This is a genomic window from Peiella sedimenti (genome assembly GCF_030504955.1).
GTDB lineage: Bacteria > Pseudomonadota > Alphaproteobacteria > Caulobacterales > Caulobacteraceae > Brevundimonas > Brevundimonas sedimenti.
Window position 1 is genome coordinate 754250 of record NZ_JAUKTR010000001.1, and the last position, 19099, is coordinate 773348.

A 19099-nucleotide genomic window follows, 5' to 3' on the forward strand; every position below is an offset into this window, starting at 1 on the left:
GTGTCTGTCCCCGAGAACCGCCTTCGCATCGCCGTTCAGAAGAACGGGCGGCTGGCCGAACGCAGCCTTGATCTGATGCGGGAAGCGGGCCTGCGCGTCATGAAGGGCGCCAACGACCTGCTCTACCGGATTGAAAACCACCCGATCGACGTCCTGCGCGTGCGCGACGACGACATTACGACCTTTGTGGCCGATGGGGTCTGCGATCTGGGCGTCATCGGGCTGAACGTGCTCGAGGAGCATGCGGCGCGGCGCAACGGCCCGAGGCCAGAGGTTGTGATGCGGCTGGGGTTTGGGCGCTGCGCCCTGAAGATCGCGGCGCCGGCGGAGGCGACCTGGCAGGGCCCTGAGGCTTTGGCGGGCAGGCGTATCGCCACCTCCTATCCGGGCGTGCTCCAGTCCTGGCTGCGCGAGCGGAATATCGAGGCGGAGGTGGTCGAACTGCACGGCGCCGTTGAGGTCGCGCCCCGCCTGAAGGTGGCCCACGCCATCTGCGATCTGGTGTCCACCGGAGCGACGCTTGAGGCCAACGGCCTGAAGGCGGTCGAGACGGTGTTGGAAAGCGAGGCCGTGCTCGTGCGGGCCCCCGGCGGGCCGCCGGAAGCCCACCAGCATCTGGCGGACGTGCTGACGGACCGGCTGCGGGGCGTCGTGGCGGCCCAGGGCGCCAAGTACATCATGCTGAACGCTCCGCGCAGTTCGCTGGATCGCATCACGCGGCTGCTGCCGGGCGCCGGCGCGCCGACCATCACACCGCTGGCGGGGGCGAACGACGCCGTCGCGGTGCACGCTGTCTGCCAGGAGAACGTCTTCTGGGAGACCCTGGAAGGTCTGAAGGGGGCGGGCGCTTCCGCCATCCTCGTCCTGCCGATCGAGAAGATGATGATGTAGGCCCAGATGCGATTGATCGATTGGAACGCGGCCTCGTCCGAGGACCGTGAGAGGGCCCTGCTGCGCCCGACGCAGGCAAGACAGCCAGAGGTCACCGCCAAGGTGGCCGAAATCCTGGCCGACATCCGCGCGAGAGGCGCCGACGCGGTCGGCGACTGGTCCCTGCGACTCGATGGGGCGCCGATGCGGCGGATCGACATCAGCGAGGCGCGTGTCGCTGAGGCGGCCGGTTCGGCATCGGTCGAGGACAGGGCCGCCCTGTCGATGGCGGCCGGCGCTATACGGCGCTTTCATGAGGCCGACCGTCCGGTTGACGGACAGGAGGTCGAAGCCCTTCCAGGCATCCTCAGCCGTCGGGTCTGGCGCCCGCTCGAGCGGGTGGGGCTGTACGTGCCTGGCGGAACGGCGCCGCTGTTTTCAACGCTTCTCATGCTGGCACTTCCAGCGAGGGCCGCGGGCGTGACCGACAGGATCGTCGTGACTCCGCCGAACCGCGACGGGTCCGTCGATCCGCTGATGGTGTTGGCGGCGCGAGAAGCTGGACTCGAAGCCATCTGGCTGGTGGGCGGCGCCCAGGCGATCGGGGCGCTGGCCTTCGGCGCCGGTCTTCCCCGGGCGGACAAAATCTTCGGTCCCGGCAACGCGTGGGTCGCCGAGGCCAAGCGTCAGGTAAGCGCCGAACCCGGCGGCCCCGCCATCGACCTTCCCGCAGGCCCCAGCGAACTGATGGTGGTGGCCGACGACGGCGCCGATGCTGAGCTCGTGGCTGCGGATCTCCTGGGTCAGGCCGAGCATGACGCTGACGCCCAGGTGGTCTTGGCGACTCCCGATCCGGTCCTGGCCCGGGCAACGCAGGAGGCCATCGCTCGCCGACTGCGATCGCTGCCGCGCGCCGAGATCGCGGGCCAAGCCCTGCAAAGCGGCGCCCTTATCCTGTGCAGGGACGTGGCTCAGGCCATCGATATCGCCAACGCCTATGCTCCCGAGCACCTCTCTCTTCAGGTGCGGGATCCCGACAACTGGATCGCCCTCATCCGCAACGCGGGCGTCGTTTTCGCCGGCGCGCGCGCGGCCGAGACCTTTGGCGATTATCTGGCCGGGCCCAGCCACGTCCTGCCCACGGATGGCGCCGCCCGCGCCTTCTCCGGCGTGACGACGGCGTCCTTCATGAAGAGCTTCGCCGTTCAGCGCGTGAGGCCGGAGGCCATGGCCAGGGCGGCCGCCGCCGCAGCGCGACTGGCGCGACTGGAGGGGCTGGAGGCTCATGCCCTCGCAGCGGACTTGCGCTGGGAGCGCCTGACGCCATGACCAGCCTGGCTGAGCGTCTCGCGCGACCCGAGATCCGCAATCTGCCCCGGTTCGAGCTGTCTGACCGGGGCTGTCCCGCGGCTGTGCGGCTCGACGCCAACGAGAACCCCTTTCCCCCGCTGATCGACGGGCCGTTGGCTCAGGACCTGAACCGGTATCCAGATCCGCGACCCGAGTCCCTCAGGCGCCGCATGGCCGCCATTTACGGTGTCGCCGCCGAGAGGTTGCTGCTGACCCGCGGAGGTGATGACGCCATCGACGTTCTCATTCGCGCCTTTTGCCGGCCAGGCGAGGACGCCGTCCTGGTGCGGCCGCCCACCTTCGGCGCCTATGCTCACTTCGCTCGTATGAACGGCGTTCGGGTGATCGAGAGGCCGCTGGGACCAGACTTCAGTTTCGACGCGGAGACGGCCATCGCCGCCGTGCGGGAGGACGGCGCGGTCAAGCTGGTCTTCCTCTGTACGCCGAACAACCCGACCGGAACCGTCACGCCCGTCGCCGACATCCGCGCCTTGGCGAAGGCGCTGCCGGACACATTGGTCCTGGTCGACGAGGCCTATCTGGAGTTTTCGGAAAGCGGCAGCGCTGCCCCGCTGTCCGAGGCGCTGCCCAACCTTCTGGTCCTGCGGACGCTGTCCAAGGCCTACGGGCTCGCCGGTGCGAGGGTAGGGGCCCTGATCGGCGATCCAGAGGTGCTGGAGATGGCCGGCCGGACCTTGCCGCCCTATCCCCTCCCGGGGCCCTGCATCAGGGCGGCGGAACTGGCGCTGGCGCCTTCGCGTCAGCCGGTGGTCGAGGCGCGGATTAGCCGTCTGACGACAGAGCGGCGCCGGCTTGCAGAGCGGTTGACGGACTCCGGGCTGTTGACGGCGGTGCACGAGGGGGGCGGCAACTTCCTGCTGCTGGATACGGACACGCCAGAGGCGCTGGCCGCCAGGCTGAATGCGAGCGGGATCAAGGTGCGCCCCCGCCCGCAAGTCTCGCCGGGCGCGCTCAGGCTGAGCGTTGGAACGCCCGAGGAGAACGACCTCGTCCTGGCCGCCCTGGGCGTGGGAGCGCCCCGTCCGCCCGGACGCCGGGCCGACATCAGCCGCGACACTCGCGAGACGCGGATCGCGGTGGCTATTGACCTGGATCAGGCCGCGCCGCGGCGGGTGCGGACAGGGGTGGGTTTCTACGACCACATGCTGGACCAGATCGCCGCCCATGCTTGTATCTCGCTCATCCTCGACTGCGAAGGCGACCTCGAGACCGACCCGCATCATACGGTGGAGGACTGCGCCCTGGCCCTCGGCGCGGCCCTCAAGGCCGCGCTCGGCGACCGCCGAGGCATCGGCCGCTACGGCTTCGTCACGCCCATGGATGACGCGGAGGCGGCGGTCAGCCTGGACCTGTCGGCGCGACCCTTCTGCCGGTTCGAGGGCCAGTTCGCGACCGACCGCATCGGCGACTATCCGACGGCGCTCACGCCGCACGTCTTCCGCTCGCTGGCCGACAGCCTGGGCGCGGCGATCCACGTTCGGGTCACGGGCGAGGACGACCACCACAAGACCGAGGCCTGCTTCAAGGCCTTCGGCCGGGCGCTGCGCCAGGCCATCCGGCTGGAGGGCGGCGATGTCCCTTCGACCAAGGGCGTGCTGTGAGTCTGGTCGTCGTGGACATTGGCGTGGGCAACACGGCCTCCATGGTGTGGGCGCTGGAGCGGCTGGGCGCACGCCCGCGGCTGTCCGCCGACGCGGCCTGCATCGCCGATGCGGAGCAGCTGGTGTTCCCCGGCGTGGGCGCGGCCGGCTTCGCCGCCGAACGGATCGAGGCCCTTGGTCTCACGGAAGTCCTGCACGCCTTTAATCGGCCGCTGCTGGGCGTCTGCCTGGGCATGCAGATGCTGTTCGAGCGCAGCGAGGAAGGCGGAGCGCCTGGCCTAGGGCGGCTGGCTGGGACCGTGCGCCGGCTGAGGCCTTCGCCCGAACGGCCATCACCGCACATGGGTTGGAACCGGCTGTCGAAGCGCGCGGACGATCCCTTGCTGGAGGGCGTCGAGGACGGCACCTACGCCTATTTCGTGCACGGCTACGCCGCGCCGGTCACAGCGGACACGGTGGCGAGCTGCACCTACGGCGAGCCTTTCTCGGCAGTCGTTCGGCGCGGCAACGCGTGGGGCTGCCAGTTCCACCCGGAGCGGTCGGGGCCCGTCGGCGCGCGGATCCTGCGCAACTTCCTGGACCTGCCATGCTGATCTACCCGGCCATCGACCTGCGCGCGGGCGAGTGCGTGCGGCTGCTGCACGGGCGCTTCGATGCGGTCACCCGCTACGACGCCGATCCGCTGGCGCGGCTGGCGGCCTTCGAGGCCGCGGGCGCCGAGTGGGTCCACATCGTCGATCTCGACGGCGCCGAGGCTGGAGAGCCACGTCAGCACGACCTGATCGCGCGCCTGGCCGCGGCCGCTCGGGTGCGTATCCAGACCGGCGGCGGCGTGCGCAGGGCCGACGACGTCGCCCGACTGCTCGACGCCGGAGCCGAGCGTGTGGTGGTCGGCAGCCTGGCGGTTCGACAGCCCGACACGGTGATCGAATGGCTCGACCGGTTCGGAGCCGAGCGGCTGACGCTGGCGCTCGACGTGCGGATGATGGAGGGGGCGCCCATGGTCGCCACCGACGGCTGGACCAAGGGCTCGGGCCTTTCCCTGTGGCAGGCGCTGCACAGGCTGTCGGCGGGCCGACCGAAGCACGTGCTGGTCACCGAAATCTCGCGCGACGGCGCCCTGGAGGGCCCGGACCTCGACCTTGCCGCCGAGATCGTGCGCCGGGCTCCGGACCTCGCCTACCAGGCCTCGGGCGGCGTCTCGTCGTTGGCCGACCTCGCGGCCCTGAAGGCCGTCGGCGCCACCGGTGCGATCGTCGGCCGCGCGCTCTACGAGGGCCGCTTCACGCTCGAGGAGGCGCTCCTTGCTGGCTAGGCGGATCATCCCCTGCCTGGACGTGCGCGGCGGCCGGGTCGTGAAGGGCGTTCGCTTCCGGGATCACATCGACGTGGGCGATCCGGTGGAGATGGCGCACGCCTATTCGGCCGAGGGCGCCGACGAACTGGTCTTCTACGATATCACCGCCAGCCCGGAGGGCCGCGGCCCGGAGCTCGGCTGGATCGAGGCTGTGGCGCGCGTGATCGACATCCCCTTCTGCGTGGCGGGCGGCATCCGCACGCTCGATCATGCCCTGGCCTGCCTGACGGCCGGGGCCGACAAGGTCTCGATCAACTCGCCCGCCCTGGAACGTCCCGATCTCACTGAGGAGATCGCCCAGGTCGCGGGCTCGCAATGCGTTGTCGTCGGCGTCGACAGCGAGCAGGTCGAGGGCCAATGGCGAGTGCGCCAGTACACGGGCGACCCCTCGCGCCAGAAGGATGCGGGCCGCCTGACGCTTGATTGGATCGCTGAGGCGCAATCCCGCGGCGCCGGCGAGATCGTCCTCAACTGCATGGACCGCGACGGGGTCCGCCAGGGCTACGACATCGAACAGCTTCAGGCCGCCCGAAGCCGTCTGAGCATCCCGCTGATCGCCTCGGGCGGCGCGGGCTCGGCCGAGCATTTCCGCGACGTCTTCGACCAGGCGGATGTCTCCGGCGCCCTAGCCGCCAGCGTGTTCCATTCCCGCAAGCTTACCGTTCCCGACCTCAAGCAAAGGCTGGCCCGATGGCACATCCCCGTACGCCTCTGACCCCGGCCGATCTCGACCGCCTCGACTGGGACAAGAGCGCCGACGGCCTGCTGCCCGCCGTTGTGCAGGACGCCGCCACGCTCCAGGTGTTGATGCAGGCCTGGATGAACCGCGACGCGCTCGCCGAAACCCTCGAAAGCGGTGAGGCGACCTTCTGGTCGCGCAGCCGCCAGGCGCGATGGCGGAAGGGCGAGAGCTCGGGAAATCGACTGCGCTTGGTCGAAGTGCTCGCCGACTGCGACGCCGACAGCCTGCTGGTGAGCGTGCGACCAGCAGGCCCGACCTGTCATGAGGGCCTGACCAGCTGCTTCGGCGAGGAGAACGCGCCCGGTCTCGGCTGGCTGGCGCGTTTGGAACAGATCATCGCATCGCGCCGGGGCGGCGATGAAAGCGCCAGCTATACCGCGCGTCTGCTGGCCGAGGGACCGATGCGGATCGCCCAGAAGGTGGGTGAGGAGGGCGTCGAAGTCGCCCTTGCCGGGGTCGCCGGCGCGGATCGGCGCCTCGTCGAAGAGGCGGCTGATCTGCTTTTTCACCTCCAGGTGTTGCTGTGCGCGCGTGACATGACGTTTGAGGCCGTGACGGACGAGCTAAGGCGTCGCACGGTCCGGCCAGCCCCGTCCTGAGGGTCCGCCCATCGTGCGGGCCCGGTCCGTCGCAGAGGCTTAGAAATCCCGACACACAAGTTTCGCGTGACCGTCGAGCATCCTTCGCGGGCGCGCCTTAGCCATGCTCTCATGGCCGAGACCGCATCTCAGAGTGAAGACCCCGTCCGCGCCGCCGTCGCGCCTTCAACCGCCATAGGGTTGGTCTGTGCCGCGGATGAAGACTCCGTCGCCAGCCAGCGCGCGCGTCTTGCTGCCGCCGGCTTCGACGGCATGGCCGTGGAGGCGCCTGCTGGTGCGGCGGCGAGGCCACAGGTCGATCGCGTTCTCCTGGAACTGAGAGCGGGGCAGACCCTCTATCTGCCGGGTCTCGATACGCTGCGGCGCAATGTGCCCGACACGCTCAGGACCCTTCGAGGTCTGCTGGAGCTGGGGGTGGAGATCAGGGTCGCCGAACCGGATTCTCCCCCCGTCACTCTGGCGCCGGAACCCGTCCTGATCGAGGCGCTGACCCTGCTGTCCACCTTCTCGGCCAATCACCGCAATGCGCCGAATACGCCTGGCAGATCAGGCCGTTCGGAGACATTGAGCGAGGTTCAGGCCAAGCATGCGCGGCGTCTGTTTGACGAAGGGCAATCTCTTCGAACCATCAGCCTGATCTTCCGTGTGCCTCCCGATGTGGTGTGGCGCGCCATCGGGCGCCGTTCAGCGCTGCGCGACGAGGGCTGAAAGGTTTCAAGGCATTGTCACATGACAAAGCCTTGACGGATTCAAATCGGTCCCTGTCGCCGTTCCGACAATCCGCTGTCGTCTGCCGCCGCTAGCAAGCCCGCCGAGGTGGGCAGAGCCACGGGATCCGCAGGGGGTTCCGGTCGTCCGCCCGCGACCAGACCCATCGGTGGAGATCAAAATGACCAGCGCGTCCCGTTTCAAGTTCCTGGCCCTGGCCGGGGCCGCCATGCTGACTCTGTCGGCTTGCGGCTCGGCTGAAGTCGCGTCGCCCGGCGAAGACGGCTTCGGCGGCGGCGGCACCGGCGGCGGCACTGGCGGGGGGGGCGGCACCGGCGGCGGCGCCGCGGCTGACTGCCCGACCGGCTTCTCGAACGTGGGTGTTTTGAACAACCTGCGCGTCTGCCAACTGCCGGCCAAGGTCACAGGCAATCTGGTGGTGCCGCTTCGCGCCGGCACGGTCTATTCGCTGGGCGGCCGCACGGACGTGGGCGATGACCGGGGCGCCGATCCCAACAATCCGACCGCGGGCGCTCAGCAGGGCATCCTGACCATCGAGGCCGGCGTGCGCATCTTCGGTTCGAGCGGCGCCGACTTCCTAGTCGTCAACCGCGGCTCGCAGATCTTCGCCGAGGGCACCTCGACCAGCCCGATCGTCTTCACCAGCCGCCAGAGCATTGAAGGCGCGACGGGCGTCGACTCGATCGGCCAGTGGGGCGGCATCGTGATCCTGGGCCGCGCGCCCATCGCCGCCTGCCCGGGCGGCCTGACGCCTCCGAACATCGGCTGCACCGCCCAGGTCGAGGGCACCAACGCCTTCTACGGCGGCGCGACCCCGGCTGATAACTCGGGTCGTCTGCGCTATGTGCGGGTCCAGCACTCTGGCTTCGAGGTGCTGCCGGGCAACGAGCTGAACGGCATCACCCTGGCCGGTATCGGTTCGGGCACGACCGTCAATCACGTGCAGGTCCACAACAGCTCTGACGACGGCATCGAAATTTTCGGCGGCCGCGTGAACCTGGACCACATCGTCCTGACCGGCAACGACGATGACAGCCTGGACACCGACACGGGCTGGCAGGGTGCGGCCCAGTTCGTCCTGGTGGTCCAGCGGGCCAACGGCGGCGACCGCGCGTTCGAAATGAGCTCGGCGGGCGTCGTCGACGGCGGCGGCCAGCCGGCACTGCGCTCCCATCCGCGGATCGCCAACGCCACCATCGTCAAGCGCAGCAGCGGCAGCGACGCCATCGTGGTCAACTCGGGGTCGGACCTGACCCTGCTGAACTCGGTGGTCACTTCGCTCGGCGGCTCGGGCGCCTGCCTGGACCTCGACAGCGCCGCCACCGGCACGGCCGCGCCTGAATTCCAGTCCGTGTTCTTCTCCTGCGCTACGGCCTTCCGCGTTGATGGGGACCTCGACTCCTCGACCTTCTTCAACGCCGGGTCGAACAACAACGCCGCGGGCACATCGACCCTGACGGGCACGTTCATCAACGGCGCCAACGAGGCCGGCGTCACGACGACGAACCCGGTCCCGTACTCGGCCTTCTTCCAGAACGTCGCCTACATCGGCGCGGTCCGCGATGCGAACGACACCTGGTGGCAGGGCTGGACGTGCGGTCTGGCCGCTGGCTCGACCTGCTGATGCGACGGGAGCGGCTCCGGAGTCGGAGCCGCTCCCCCACGTCCCTGGCCGGCGGCCGGGGAGCCTGAACGCTTGACCCTTTCAGAGGCGCATTCGATGACCCGCTTTACACCCATGCTCGGCGGCCTGCTGCTCGCCACGACCGCGCTCGTCGCGCCTCACCACGCCCGCGCGGCGATGATCCAGGATACAACCCAGCCCGCCGGGGAGCCGGTGGAGGCGGCGGGGCCGACCGCTGTTGACGAGATCGTCGTCCTGGGCCGCAACATCCCGCAGCCCATGCGCGAAACCTCGGAGGTCGCGTCTTTCGTCAGCGCCGAGGAACTGGCGCGAACCGGCGACTCCAACGCCGCAGAGGCCCTGACTCGCGTGACCGGCCTGTCCATCGCACAGGGCCGCTTCATCTATGTCCGCGGTCTGGGCGAGCGCTATTCGGCCGCGCGTCTGAACGGCTCGCCGCTGCCCAGCCCCGAGCCGCTGCAGCGCGTGGTGCCGCTGGACCTGTTTCCGGCGTCCATCCTGAGCAGCGTCGCCGTCCAGAAGACCTATTCACCCAACTATCCGGGCGAATTCGGCGGCGGCATCATCGACCTGAACACGGTGAGCACGCCCGCTTCACCCTTCCTCGATCTCAGCGTCAGCATCGGCGGCAACACCGAGACCACGGGTCAGGAAGGGCTGACCTATTACGGGTCGCGTACGGACTTCACCGGCTTTGACGACGGCACGCGCGAAATGCCGCGTCAGCTGCGCGAAGCCATCGCCACCGGCAACCGCGTTGTCGCGGGCGCCAACTTCACGGCCGCGGACATTCAGGAGATCGGTTGGAGCTTCATCAACGCGCCGCTGAACCTGCTCCAGCAGTACGAGCACACGCCCGTGGACTTCGGCACCAGCGTGGCGGGCGGAAACAGCTGGCAGGCCGGGCCGGGCTATCTCGGCCTGATCGGCGTGCTGAGCTATTCCAACGAGTGGCGCACGCGCAACGGCGTCCAGGGCGAAGGCCGCATCGACGCCGGAGACCTCATCGCGACGCGCAGCTACGACTTCATGTCGACCGAGAACAATGTGGGCTGGAACGGCCTGTTCGGACTTAGCTACGAAACCGGCGATCACGTGGTCCAGTGGACCAATCTGTGGGTCCGCCGCACCAGCAAGGAGACTCGCAGCCGCGAAGGCTTCGACTTCGACGCACCTGGCAACAACCTGGTGCGCGACGACTACACTGCCTGGTACGAGCGCCAGCTGTTCGACACCCAGCTGCGAGGCGAGCACGTTTTCGGCGACTGGAATTTCGACTGGCGAGCGTCGTGGGCGCAGTCGACGCGTGATGCGCCCTACGAAAAGGCGATCCGCTATTCGATCGACGACATGGGCGTGCCGTATCACGAGGGTCAGCGGAACTCGACCTCGTTCAGCGAGCTGACGGACGAGGTGGCCTCTGCGGGCTTCGACCTCTCCTACACCTTGCCGCTGTCGGATGCGCGCGACGCCGTGTTCAGCGTCGGCGCCGAGACCTACGACAACACCCGAGAAGCCGAGCAGCGCATTTTCAGCTTCCAGGGCAGCGGACTCTCGCCCGCTTTCCAGCGCCAGCGCGTCGATTATCTGTTCGCCGACTACAATCAGGGCCCGGGCCTGCTGCAGCTGGTCGAAACGACCGGCGGCGCCGGCGCTGCGGCCTACGACGCGGACCTGACGGTTACGGCCTGGTACGGTCAGGTCGACGCCGAAATCATCCCGCTGGTGCGTACGGCCGTGGGCCTGCGTTACGAGGAAGGCGAGCAGTCGGTCACACCGCGCGATCTGTTCGGGGGCACGGCCCCCTTCGCGCCGACCCAGCTGTCCAATGACTACGTTCTCCCGGCGGCGACCCTGACCTGGAACTTCGCCGAGAACATGCAGCTGCGCCTGGGCGCGTCGAAGACCATCGGCCGGCCCCAGTTCCGCGAACTGGCGCCCCAGCAGTACCTGGACCCGGACAGCGACCGCCTGTTTATTGGCAACCCCTACCTGCGGGACAGCGAGCTGCTCAATCTGGACGCCCGCTGGGAGTGGTACTTCTCGGCTAACGAGGCCCTGACCGCCGGCGTGTTCTACAAGGACATCGACCGCCCGGTGGAAGCCGCCATCAACGACACCGGCTCGGTCACCCAGCAGACCTACATCAACGCGCCGCGCGCGGTGCTCTATGGCTTCGAAGTGGACGCCAAGCGTTACTTCGACAGCCCAATGATGGGCGACTTCTGGGACGCCAAGCGCTGGCTGGTCCAGGCGAACTACACCCTGACCCGCTCGGAGCTGCGGGTCGAGGCGGGCGACGAAGTCTTTCCGTTGTCGGGTGCGGGAATGCCTCAGCCCGCGACCAACTTCTTCAACGACGGCGACCGCCTGCAGGGCCAGTCCGAGCATCTGTTCAACCTGCAGTTCGGCTGGGAGGACGATGTGGTCAACTCGCAGGCCACCCTGCTGCTGACCTACGCCAGTGAGCGCAGCTCGGCGCGCGGCCGTCCGGGCGAACCGGACCTGATCCAGGAGCCGGGCGTGATGCTGGACTTCGCCTACCGTCGCGAGTTTGAAGCCATGGATCGCCCGTTCAAGCTGGGCTTCGAAATCCGCAACCTGCTCGGCACGGAGTTCCAGGAGTACCAGGAGCTCAACACCCGCGTGGACATCAACCGCTACGACCTGGGCCGGACCTTCTCGCTCAGCCTGTCCACCGCCTTCTGATGGCCGATGGGGGCGGGGCGTTCGCGCCCCGCCCGCCTTGTCGGCGAGCGGCGTCACAGGCTTGTCACGCCAAGGTCATGGGCCGGTGCGGGACGGGATCGTCTCGTCACACTACGAAGCCGATATGTTCCGTGTCCCGCTGATCTCCAGCGTCCAGCCAACGGCCGTCCTCAGGCGGCTCGCGGCTCGTCCGCGGGCGATCCTCGGGGCGACGGAGGCCGTGCTGGCGGTGGCGCTAGCGGGACCGGCGGCCGCGCTGATCTGGATGCTTGCGGGGGACCCCGCTCCCATGGCGGCGTCTATCCGTCCCACAGGCCCGGATGCTGCCGATGTCTCGGTTCTCGGGCGCTTCGACCCCTTCTATCGAACCGGCCGGGACGCCCCTGCGGTTGACGTCACAGCGCCGTCTGAAGGCGCTGGCGCCCAGGGCTTTCGCCTCTTCGGCGTTCGAACAGAAGGCGGGGGCCGAGGGTCCGCCATCATTGCGGGTCCGGACGGGCAGCAGCGCGCCGTGCGCACCGGCGAGGAAGCAGCGCCGGGCGTCATTCTCCAGTCCGTCACCGGCGAGAGCGCCACCCTGCGCGCGGGGGGGCGGGTGATGCTGATCGCCTTCGAGCCTTCGGTCGCCGCGGCCGCACCGAACGCGGCCCCCCAGACCAGTACGCCGTCGGCGACTGTCGCGAACGTCGCCGCTACAGCCGATCGGTCCGCACTGATGCGCCAGCTCAGCCTGACCCCGCGTCGCACCGACGGCCGCCTCAGCGGCATGACCCTCCAGGCCCGCGGCGGGGCCGCGGCCGCCCTGCGCCGGGCGGGACTGGAGCCTGGCGACGTCATCACCGCGGTGAACGGCCAGCCCGTCACCCAGGAAAGCCTGGCGGAGCTCCAGGCCGAGATGATGCGCGCGCCCCAGGCTGAACTCACCCTTGAACGCGGCGGTCAGTCCCTGACCGTCCAGCTGCCAGCGAGCCCCCAATGACCCGTCTCGCCGTCGCCCTGGTCCTGATCCTGAGTCTGCTCTCGGCCCCGCCCGCCGCCCACGCCCAGAACCAGGTGTTGAACTATCAGAACGCGGACATCCGGGCGGTGGTCCAGGACATCTCGCGCGTGACGGGGCGTACCTTCATCGTCGACCCGCGCGTCAGCGGCGCCGTCACGGTGGTGAGCGCCCAACCCCTGTCCCGCAACGAGCTGCTGTCGGTGTTCGTGCAGACCCTGCGCGCCAATGGCCTCGTGGTCACGCCGGCAGGGTCCGGCGCCTGGCGCATTTCGCCAGCCGAGGGCGCCGCCCAAATGCCCGGCTCGGCGCAGGGGTTCTCGACCCGCGTTTTCCGGCTGTCGAGCGTGGACGCCGCCGCCGCCGCCGAAATCCTGCGGCCGCTGGTCTCGCCTGAGGGTCAGGTGCTGCCGGCCCCGGAAGGCAATGCACTGGTGGTGGCCGACTATGCCGACAACCTGGCGCGCATCTCGTCGATCCTGAACCAGCTTGACGAGGATCGCGCTGATCTTCGCACCGTCAGCCTGGTCAACACCTCCGCACGCGAGATGGCCGAGACGGTGACGCGCGTGCTGGGGCTGGCCAGCGACGCCGAGGGCGGCTCGTCGCTGCTGACCGTGACGCCCGTGGCCTCCTCCAACACGGTGGTGCTGCGAGGCGCGCCGGGCCTGATCGCGCGGGCCGAGACCTTGATCCAGGATCTGGACGGACGCGCCGGGGCCAGCGGCGACATCCGGGTTATCCATCTGCAGCACGCCGACGCCGGCCAGCTGGCGGCCGTGCTGCAACAACTGGTGGGTCAACAGCCGGGTGCGGTCGAGGCCGCCGCCCGCAACGCCGGCCAGCCAGCCGTCACCCAAACCTCGAACGCGTCCCAGAGTCCGGCCGCTCCGGGCCTGGCTCTCGGCGGGCAGCCGGTTTCCATCACGCGCTATCCCGGCGCCAACGCGCTGATCATCGCCGCCAGTCCCGAAACCCAGCGTGTGCTCGCCGAGGTGGTGCGCCAGCTGGATACCCGCCGCCAGCAGGTGCTGGTCGAAGCCATCGTCGTGGAGGTGTCGGACACGGCGGCGCGCCAACTGGGCCTGCAGTACATGATCGGCGGCGGCGAGAACGGCACGGTTCCGTTCACCGCGACCAACTACTCGAACATGGCGCCGAACCTGCTCAGCCTGGCCGCGCCCCTGATCGCCGACGACGACCTGGATGAGGATTCGGCTTTGCTGAATACCTTGCGCCAGAACGCGTTGCGCAGTCTGCAAAGCGCCACCGGGGTGACGCTGGGCGTGGGCGGGCAGAACAGCAACGGCGTGCTCTTCGGCGCCATACTGAACGCGGTGCGCGAGGATACGGCCTCGAACATCCTGTCGACCCCGTCGGTTATGGCGCTGGACAACCAACAGGCCCGCTTCCTGGGCGGCCAGGAGGTGCCGGTCTCGACGGGCGAGGTGCTCGGCGACTCCAACTCCAATCCCTTCCGCACGATTGAGCGCCGCAACGTCGGCGTCCAGCTCGAGGTGACGCCCCAGATCAACGCCGGAGGAGGGGTCACCCTGGCCCTGCGCGTCGAGGTGTCGTCGGTCGCAGGGCCGATCAGCGAGGACTATCAGGAACTGATTTTCAACAAGCGCGAGGTGGCCACCACGGTCCTTGCCGACGACGGCGACATCATCGTGCTGGGCGGCCTGCTGGATCAGAACGAACGCGTTTCGACGCAAGGTATTCCGGGGCTGTCGAACATTCCCGGCGTGGGGGCCCTTTTCCGCAGCAACGGCCGATCGAACCAGCGCACCAACCTGATGGTGTTCCTGCGCCCGACGATCATCAGCGACGCGGGTCAGGCCCAGGCCGTGACGGCGCGCCCATTCGAGCTCATGACCGGCGCCCAGCGCGCCGCTGATCCGCAAGGCCAGAGCAGCCTTGAGCGTCTGGTGCGCGAGGCGCTTCAGGCCCAGCCGCCGCGAGCGCCCTGATGCAAGCCGCGCCCCGCATCGCCTATGGCTTCGCCAAGAGCCGCGGCGTCGTCCTGCTGGACTGGGCCGAACCGGCCCGCGTGGGATTGCGCGAAGGCGCCGACGCCTCGGCGTTGCTTGAGGTTCGTCGGGCCCTGGGCCGCGCCCTGAAGGTGGAGCCGCTGGCGCCGGCGGCCTTCGACCGACGGCTCTCCGAGGTCTATGCGGACGGCGGCCTTTCCGACGCGCCGCTCGAGGGCCTGGACGACAGGTTCGGCCTGACGGACGAGATGCCGGCGGTGGACGACCTATTGGACGCCCAGGATGACGCGCCCATCATCCGCCTGATCAACGGCCTCATGGCCGAAGCGGTCCGGTCCGGCGCCTCGGACATTCATATCGAACCCTATGAAACGCGGCTGGTGGTGCGCATGCGCATCGACGGCGTGCTGCGCGAGACGCTGACCCTGCCCGCGCGCCTCGCGCCTCTGGTGGTGTCACGGGTCAAGGTCATGGCCCGGTTGGACATCGCCGAACGCCGCAAGCCTCAGGATGGGCGCATCGCCGTGGCCCTGGGCGGCAAGACCGTGGACGTGCGCGTCTCGACCCTGCCTTCGCGCGCCGGCGAGCGGGTGGTCATGCGCGTGCTCGACAAGGCGCAGGCCGATCTTTCCCTGGATGAGCTGGGTATGGGACCCGAGACCCTGGCGCACATCCGCCGGGCGCTGGATGAACCCAATGGCGTCATCCTGGTCACCGGGCCAACCGGTTCGGGCAAGACCACGACTCTCTACGCAGCCCTGGCGCGCCTTAACGACGGGCGGCGCAATATCCTGACCATCGAGGACCCGGTGGAGTACGCCGTCGACGGCGTCGGACAGACCCAGGTCAACGCCAAGGTCGGCATGACCTTCGCCGCGGGCCTGCGCGCCATCCTTCGCCAGGATCCAGACGTGGTCATGGTGGGTGAAATTCGGGACGTGGAGACGGCTCAGATCGCGGTTCAGGCCGCTCTGACCGGCCATCTGGTCCTGTCGACCGTTCACACCAACGACGCCGCCGGCGCCGTGACTCGCCTTCGGGACATGGGGGTCGAACCGTTCCTGCTGGCTTCGACGCTGAGGTTGATCCTCGCTCAGAGGCTGGTGCGCCGCCTGTGCCCTGAGTGCGTCCGCACCGCGCCCGCCACGCCTGCAGAAGCGAAGCTGCTGGGCCTGCGCAAGGGCTTCCCAATCGGCCATGCGGCTGGCTGCGGCGTCTGCCGCAACACGGGCTATCAGGGGCGGATCGGCCTCTATGAGGCGGTCTATGTGGACGAGGCCGTGCGCGGCCTGATCGCCTCGGGCGCCGATGAAGGCGAGATCGTCAAGGCGGCCCTGACGCCGATAGGCGGGCTGAGCGAGGCCGGGCGAGCCGCAGTCGCCGAGGGGCTGACCACGGTCGAGGAGGCGCTGCGCGTCACCCGCCGCGGCGCCCAGGACGATGACCATGGCGAGCTTTGACTACATCGCCGTAGACGCCGCAGGGCGGACGCGGGCCGGCGCCTTGACGGCCGCGAACGAAGCCGAGGCCCGAGCCCTGCTGGCCCGGCGGCGGCTGGCCGCGATGCGGGTGACGCCCGCCTCGAAGGCCGCGCCCAAGGCCAAGCGCGCAGGAGCGATTGGAGGGCGTGACCTGGCGCTGGTCACACGCCAATTGGCCACCCTGATCGCCGTGGCGCCGCTCGAGGAGTCCCTGCGCACCCTTGCCGCCCAGGCCGAGAAGCCCAAGCTGCGTCAGGTGCTGGAGCAGACCCACGCCGGCGTCCTGGAGGGTCGCAGGCTGGCCGACGCCATGGGCCGCACGGGTCGGGCCTGGCCGACGCTCTACCGCGCCATGGTGGCGGCCGGCGAAAGCTCGGGCGCGCTGCCGATGATCCTGGAGCGCCTGGCCGATCTCCTGGAGACCGAGCAGCAGGTGAAGGCCAAGGTGCTGACGGCTCTGGTCTATCCCATCGCCCTGACCGTGGTGGCGCTGGTGGTGGTGGCCGCCCTGATGATCTTCGTCGTGCCCAAGGTGGTCGACCAGTTCGAAAGCATGGGCCAGGCCCTGCCGCTGCTGACGCGGCTGGTCATCGGCGCCTCGGACCTGATGCGTCACTGGGGCTGGCTGATCGCCCTGACGCTGTTGGGGGCAGGGGCTCTCTTCGCCCATTGGCTCAGGAAGGCCGAGAACCGGCTGAGGTTTGACCGCTGGGTGCTGAGGCTGCCCGTCGTGGGCCGGCTGATCCGCGACCTTCATGCCGCCCGTCTGGCGCGGACCCTGGCCACCATGCTGGCGTCCGGTTTGCCTGTGGTTGAGGGCCTGACCGCCGTGTCCCCCACGGTGCGCAACGCCGTCTTGCGTCAGGCCACGGAACAGATGGCCGCCGCGATCCGCGAAGGCGGCGGCCTGTCGTCAGCCATGCGCCGCGCCGGCGTCTTTCCGCCCCTGCTGGTGCACATGACAGCCAGCGGTGAATCCTCCGGTCGCCTGGAGCCCATGCTCGAACGATCAGCCGACTACCTCGATCGGGAATTCAATGCCTTCACGGCGGCGGCTCTCAGCCTGTTGGAGCCCATCATCATCGTCGTCATGGGCGGCGTCGTCGCCGTGATCGTGCTGTCGATCCTGCTGCCGATTCTCCAGATCAACACCCTGGCCGTCGGCTAGGAAGGATGTCCGCCATGTCCCGCAAGACCGCCGCCCGCCGCCGCCTGCATCGCCGCCGCCGCCAGGGCTTCAGCCTCGTCGAACTGATGGTCGTCATTGTCATTATCGGGCTTCTAGCCACGATCGTGATGCTCAATGTCCTCCCCAGCCAGGACCGAGCGCGGATCGAGAAGGCCCGGGCGGACGTCGCCGTCCTGGAGCAGGCGGTCGAGGTTTATCGCCTGGATAATATGGACTTCCCCCCGAACCTTCAGGCGCTGGTGGAGGCGCCGGCGAACCTCAACCGGCCTGACCGCTATCGCAGCGGCGGGTACGTGCGTCGCCTGCCGGAAGACCCCTGGGGCAACGCCTATCAGTACCGGCGTCCCGGCGAGCGTGGGGCCTTCGACATCTGGTCCATGGGCGCGGACGGCGAGACCGGCGGAGAGGGCGATGACGCCGATATCGGCAACTGGTCCTGATAAGGACCGAGGCGGCTACAGTCTGGTCGAGCTGATGGTCGTCACCGCGATTATCGGCCTGTTGGGGGCTGTCGTCGTCCTGAACGCGCCCGATCCGCAGGGCCGGTTGCCGGACGCCGCCGACGCTTTTGCGGCTCGACTGGTCCGTGCGCGCGAGGAATCGATCCTGTCCGGCCGGACGATCGAGGTGCAGGTGACGCAGGCCGGCTATGCCTTCGCCGCACTGAACGGGGAGGGGCGCGCCCCGCTGGCGAACCGCGCCTTCGCCGACCGCGCCTGGCCCGATCGGGTAGCCCCCTCTGAAGAGGCGCGGATCATTCGCTTCGACCCGACCGGCCTCGTGACGCCGGCGGAGGTGGTGCTTGTCCGAGGGGGCAGCCAAGCGCGGGTCAGCGTCTCCGATGCCGGTGAGGTGGCCGTCCATGCCGGCTGATCGCCAAGGCTTCTCCCTTATCGAACTGCTGGTGGCGCTGGCGGTGTTCAGCCTGGCCGTGGTCGCTTTGTTGAACCTCACAGGCGAAAGCGCCCGCACCGCCGCAGAGCTGGAGACGCGGGCCCTGGCCTCGGTGGTGGCCGAGAACCGCGCCGTCGAGGCGGTCACCGGCCTGGCGCCGCTGGTGCTAGGTCAGGAGGAGGGAGTGGAGCAGGCGGCCGGCCGTGCCTGGCGATGGACGCGCATCACGAGCGGCACGCCCGAACCCGGCCTCTACCGCGTCGACATCCGTGTGCAGGCGCAAGGCCGCCCTGGTTCGGCGGCCGAGGTCAAGGTCTTCCGGAGCGCCTCGGCATGAGGTCCGGCTTCACCCTGGTCGAGATGCTCGTGGCGCTGGCCATCTTCGCCCTGATCGCCGCGGCCGGCGTGTCGGTGCTGGGGTATGCCGCCGCCAGCCGTGCGGCTGTGCGCGAGCGCTCCGATGAGGTGGCCGAGCTCCAGCGGCTGCGCGGCCTGCTGAGCGCCGATCTGTCCCAGGCGGCGCCGCGGCGCACGCGAGGGCCGGATGGCGCTCCAGCTCGTCGTGTCTTCGAAGGCGGAGAGCCGGGCGGCCCCCTGATGCGCTTCGTCCGCGCTGGGTGGGACAATCCGTTGGGCGAGCCGCGCGCGTCTCTGCAGACCGTCGAGTATCGCCTGGTGGGGGGGCGGCTTGAGCGTTGCGCCCGTCCGGCTCTGGACGGCGCCGTCTGCGGCTCAGCCCAGGTGCTGGCGCGGGGCGTGCGGCGCGCCCAGGTGGGCTTCCTCTATCGCGGCCAATGGCTGGACAACTTCGCCGGCGCGCCGACCGAAGCCCTGCCCGAAGCCGTGCGCCTGGACCTCGAAACGGACCGGTTGGGCGGTGTCCAACAGCTGTTTCTGGCGCCGGGGAGCGCGTCATGAGCG

The 19099-nt window shown here is 69.2% G+C and carries 18 protein-coding genes; all 18 read left to right on the plus strand.

The features are described 5' to 3' along the window. On the plus strand, nucleotides 1-891 hold the full coding sequence (gene hisG / locus Q0812_RS03900; RefSeq protein ID WP_302108977.1) for an ATP phosphoribosyltransferase: 891 nt from the start codon (nucleotides 1-3) through the stop codon (nucleotides 889-891). 6 nt (nucleotides 892-897) lie between these two features. Continuing rightward, nucleotides 898-2199 (plus strand): histidinol dehydrogenase, encoded by a 1302-nt coding sequence (hisD, locus tag Q0812_RS03905; protein ID WP_302108978.1) that lies wholly within the window; start codon nucleotides 898-900, stop codon nucleotides 2197-2199. Further along, the gene (gene hisC / locus Q0812_RS03910; protein WP_302108979.1) at nucleotides 2196-3842 is read left to right on the plus strand and encodes a histidinol-phosphate transaminase; all 1647 of its coding nucleotides are present in this window, start codon (nucleotides 2196-2198) and stop codon (nucleotides 3840-3842) included. The genes hisD and hisC overlap by 4 nt, the downstream gene beginning before the upstream one ends. Next, nucleotides 3839-4435: an imidazole glycerol phosphate synthase subunit HisH gene (gene hisH / locus Q0812_RS03915; RefSeq protein ID WP_302108980.1), complete on the plus strand. Its 597-nt coding sequence runs from the start codon at nucleotides 3839-3841 to the stop codon at nucleotides 4433-4435. Before hisC ends, hisH begins: the two co-directional genes overlap by 4 nt. Further along, a complete protein-coding gene (hisA, locus tag Q0812_RS03920) occupies nucleotides 4429-5157 on the plus strand; it encodes a 1-(5-phosphoribosyl)-5-[(5-phosphoribosylamino)methylideneamino]imidazole-4-carboxamide isomerase (RefSeq protein WP_302108981.1) in 729 nt (242 codons plus the stop codon). The genes hisH and hisA overlap by 7 nt, the downstream gene beginning before the upstream one ends. Next, complete coding sequence (hisF, locus tag Q0812_RS03925) at nucleotides 5147-5914, plus strand: imidazole glycerol phosphate synthase subunit HisF (protein ID WP_302108982.1); 768 nt, start codon at nucleotides 5147-5149, stop codon at nucleotides 5912-5914. Before hisA ends, hisF begins: the two co-directional genes overlap by 11 nt. Next, complete coding sequence (gene hisIE, locus Q0812_RS03930; protein ID WP_302108983.1) at nucleotides 5890-6540, plus strand: bifunctional phosphoribosyl-AMP cyclohydrolase/phosphoribosyl-ATP diphosphatase HisIE; 651 nt, start codon at nucleotides 5890-5892, stop codon at nucleotides 6538-6540. The genes hisF and hisIE overlap by 25 nt, the downstream gene beginning before the upstream one ends. A gap of 111 nt (nucleotides 6541-6651) precedes the next feature. Then, nucleotides 6652-7248: a recombinase family protein gene (locus tag Q0812_RS03935; protein ID WP_302108984.1), complete on the plus strand. Its 597-nt coding sequence runs from the start codon at nucleotides 6652-6654 to the stop codon at nucleotides 7246-7248. A gap of 181 nt (nucleotides 7249-7429) precedes the next feature. Further along, the gene (locus tag Q0812_RS03940) at nucleotides 7430-8893 is read left to right on the plus strand and encodes a hypothetical protein (RefSeq protein ID WP_302108985.1); all 1464 of its coding nucleotides are present in this window, start codon (nucleotides 7430-7432) and stop codon (nucleotides 8891-8893) included. Nucleotides 8894-8989: 96 nt separating this feature from the next. Next, nucleotides 8990-11623, plus strand: a complete 2634-nt coding sequence (locus Q0812_RS03945) for a TonB-dependent receptor domain-containing protein (RefSeq protein WP_302108986.1) — start codon at nucleotides 8990-8992, stop codon at nucleotides 11621-11623. 124 nt (nucleotides 11624-11747) lie between these two features. Next, on the plus strand, nucleotides 11748-12602 hold the full coding sequence (locus Q0812_RS03950) for a type II secretion system protein N (protein ID WP_302108987.1): 855 nt from the start codon (nucleotides 11748-11750) through the stop codon (nucleotides 12600-12602). Next, the gene (gene gspD / locus Q0812_RS03955) at nucleotides 12599-14593 is read left to right on the plus strand and encodes a type II secretion system secretin GspD (RefSeq protein WP_302108988.1); all 1995 of its coding nucleotides are present in this window, start codon (nucleotides 12599-12601) and stop codon (nucleotides 14591-14593) included. The genes Q0812_RS03950 and gspD overlap by 4 nt, the downstream gene beginning before the upstream one ends. Beyond that, nucleotides 14593-16074, plus strand: a complete 1482-nt coding sequence (gene gspE, locus Q0812_RS03960; protein WP_302108989.1) for a type II secretion system ATPase GspE — start codon at nucleotides 14593-14595, stop codon at nucleotides 16072-16074. Before gspD ends, gspE begins: the two co-directional genes overlap by 1 nt. Beyond that, nucleotides 16061-17263 carry a type II secretion system inner membrane protein GspF gene (gene gspF / locus Q0812_RS03965; protein WP_302108990.1) on the plus strand — a complete coding sequence of 401 codons (1203 nt, stop codon included), beginning with the start codon at nucleotides 16061-16063 and terminating at the stop codon, nucleotides 17261-17263. Before gspE ends, gspF begins: the two co-directional genes overlap by 14 nt. Nucleotides 17264-17277: 14 nt before the next feature. Continuing rightward, on the plus strand, nucleotides 17278-17724 hold the full coding sequence (gene gspG / locus Q0812_RS03970; RefSeq protein WP_302108991.1) for a type II secretion system major pseudopilin GspG: 447 nt from the start codon (nucleotides 17278-17280) through the stop codon (nucleotides 17722-17724). Further along, nucleotides 17696-18157, plus strand: a complete 462-nt coding sequence (locus Q0812_RS03975; RefSeq protein WP_302108992.1) for a GspH/FimT family pseudopilin — start codon at nucleotides 17696-17698, stop codon at nucleotides 18155-18157. The genes gspG and Q0812_RS03975 overlap by 29 nt, the downstream gene beginning before the upstream one ends. Then, entirely contained in the window at nucleotides 18147-18515 is a 369-nt protein-coding gene (gene gspI / locus Q0812_RS03980; protein WP_302108993.1) for a type II secretion system minor pseudopilin GspI, read from the plus strand. Before Q0812_RS03975 ends, gspI begins: the two co-directional genes overlap by 11 nt. Further along, nucleotides 18512-19096, plus strand: a complete 585-nt coding sequence (gene gspJ, locus Q0812_RS03985; RefSeq protein ID WP_302108994.1) for a type II secretion system minor pseudopilin GspJ — start codon at nucleotides 18512-18514, stop codon at nucleotides 19094-19096. The genes gspI and gspJ overlap by 4 nt, the downstream gene beginning before the upstream one ends. Nucleotides 19097-19099: the final 3 nt, after the last annotated feature.

What these genes read in the sequence shown, in the direction of transcription:
- hisD (WP_302108978.1), top strand. Translation starts at nt 898, where the DNA reads ATGCGATTGATCGATTGGAACGCGGCCTCGTCCGAGGACCGTGAGAGG.
- hisC (WP_302108979.1), top strand. Translation starts at nt 2,196, where the DNA reads ATGACCAGCCTGGCTGAGCGTCTCGCGCGACCCGAGATCCGCAATCTG.
- hisA (WP_302108981.1), top strand. Translation starts at nt 4,429, where the DNA reads ATGCTGATCTACCCGGCCATCGACCTGCGCGCGGGCGAGTGCGTGCGG.
- hisIE (WP_302108983.1), top strand. Translation starts at nt 5,890, where the DNA reads ATGGCACATCCCCGTACGCCTCTGACCCCGGCCGATCTCGACCGCCTC.
- Q0812_RS03935 (WP_302108984.1), top strand. Translation starts at nt 6,652, where the DNA reads ATGGCCGAGACCGCATCTCAGAGTGAAGACCCCGTCCGCGCCGCCGTC.
- Q0812_RS03940 (WP_302108985.1), top strand. Translation starts at nt 7,430, where the DNA reads ATGACCAGCGCGTCCCGTTTCAAGTTCCTGGCCCTGGCCGGGGCCGCC.
- Q0812_RS03945 (WP_302108986.1), top strand. Translation starts at nt 8,990, where the DNA reads ATGACCCGCTTTACACCCATGCTCGGCGGCCTGCTGCTCGCCACGACC.
- Q0812_RS03950 (WP_302108987.1), top strand. Translation starts at nt 11,748, where the DNA reads ATGTTCCGTGTCCCGCTGATCTCCAGCGTCCAGCCAACGGCCGTCCTC.
- gspD (WP_302108988.1), top strand. Translation starts at nt 12,599, where the DNA reads ATGACCCGTCTCGCCGTCGCCCTGGTCCTGATCCTGAGTCTGCTCTCG.
- gspE (WP_302108989.1), top strand. Translation starts at nt 14,593, where the DNA reads ATGCAAGCCGCGCCCCGCATCGCCTATGGCTTCGCCAAGAGCCGCGGC.
- gspF (WP_302108990.1), top strand. Translation starts at nt 16,061, where the DNA reads ATGGCGAGCTTTGACTACATCGCCGTAGACGCCGCAGGGCGGACGCGG.
- gspG (WP_302108991.1), top strand. Translation starts at nt 17,278, where the DNA reads ATGTCCCGCAAGACCGCCGCCCGCCGCCGCCTGCATCGCCGCCGCCGC.
- Q0812_RS03975 (WP_302108992.1), top strand. Translation starts at nt 17,696, where the DNA reads ATGACGCCGATATCGGCAACTGGTCCTGATAAGGACCGAGGCGGCTAC.
- gspI (WP_302108993.1), top strand. Translation starts at nt 18,147, where the DNA reads ATGCCGGCTGATCGCCAAGGCTTCTCCCTTATCGAACTGCTGGTGGCG.
- gspJ (WP_302108994.1), top strand. Translation starts at nt 18,512, where the DNA reads ATGAGGTCCGGCTTCACCCTGGTCGAGATGCTCGTGGCGCTGGCCATC.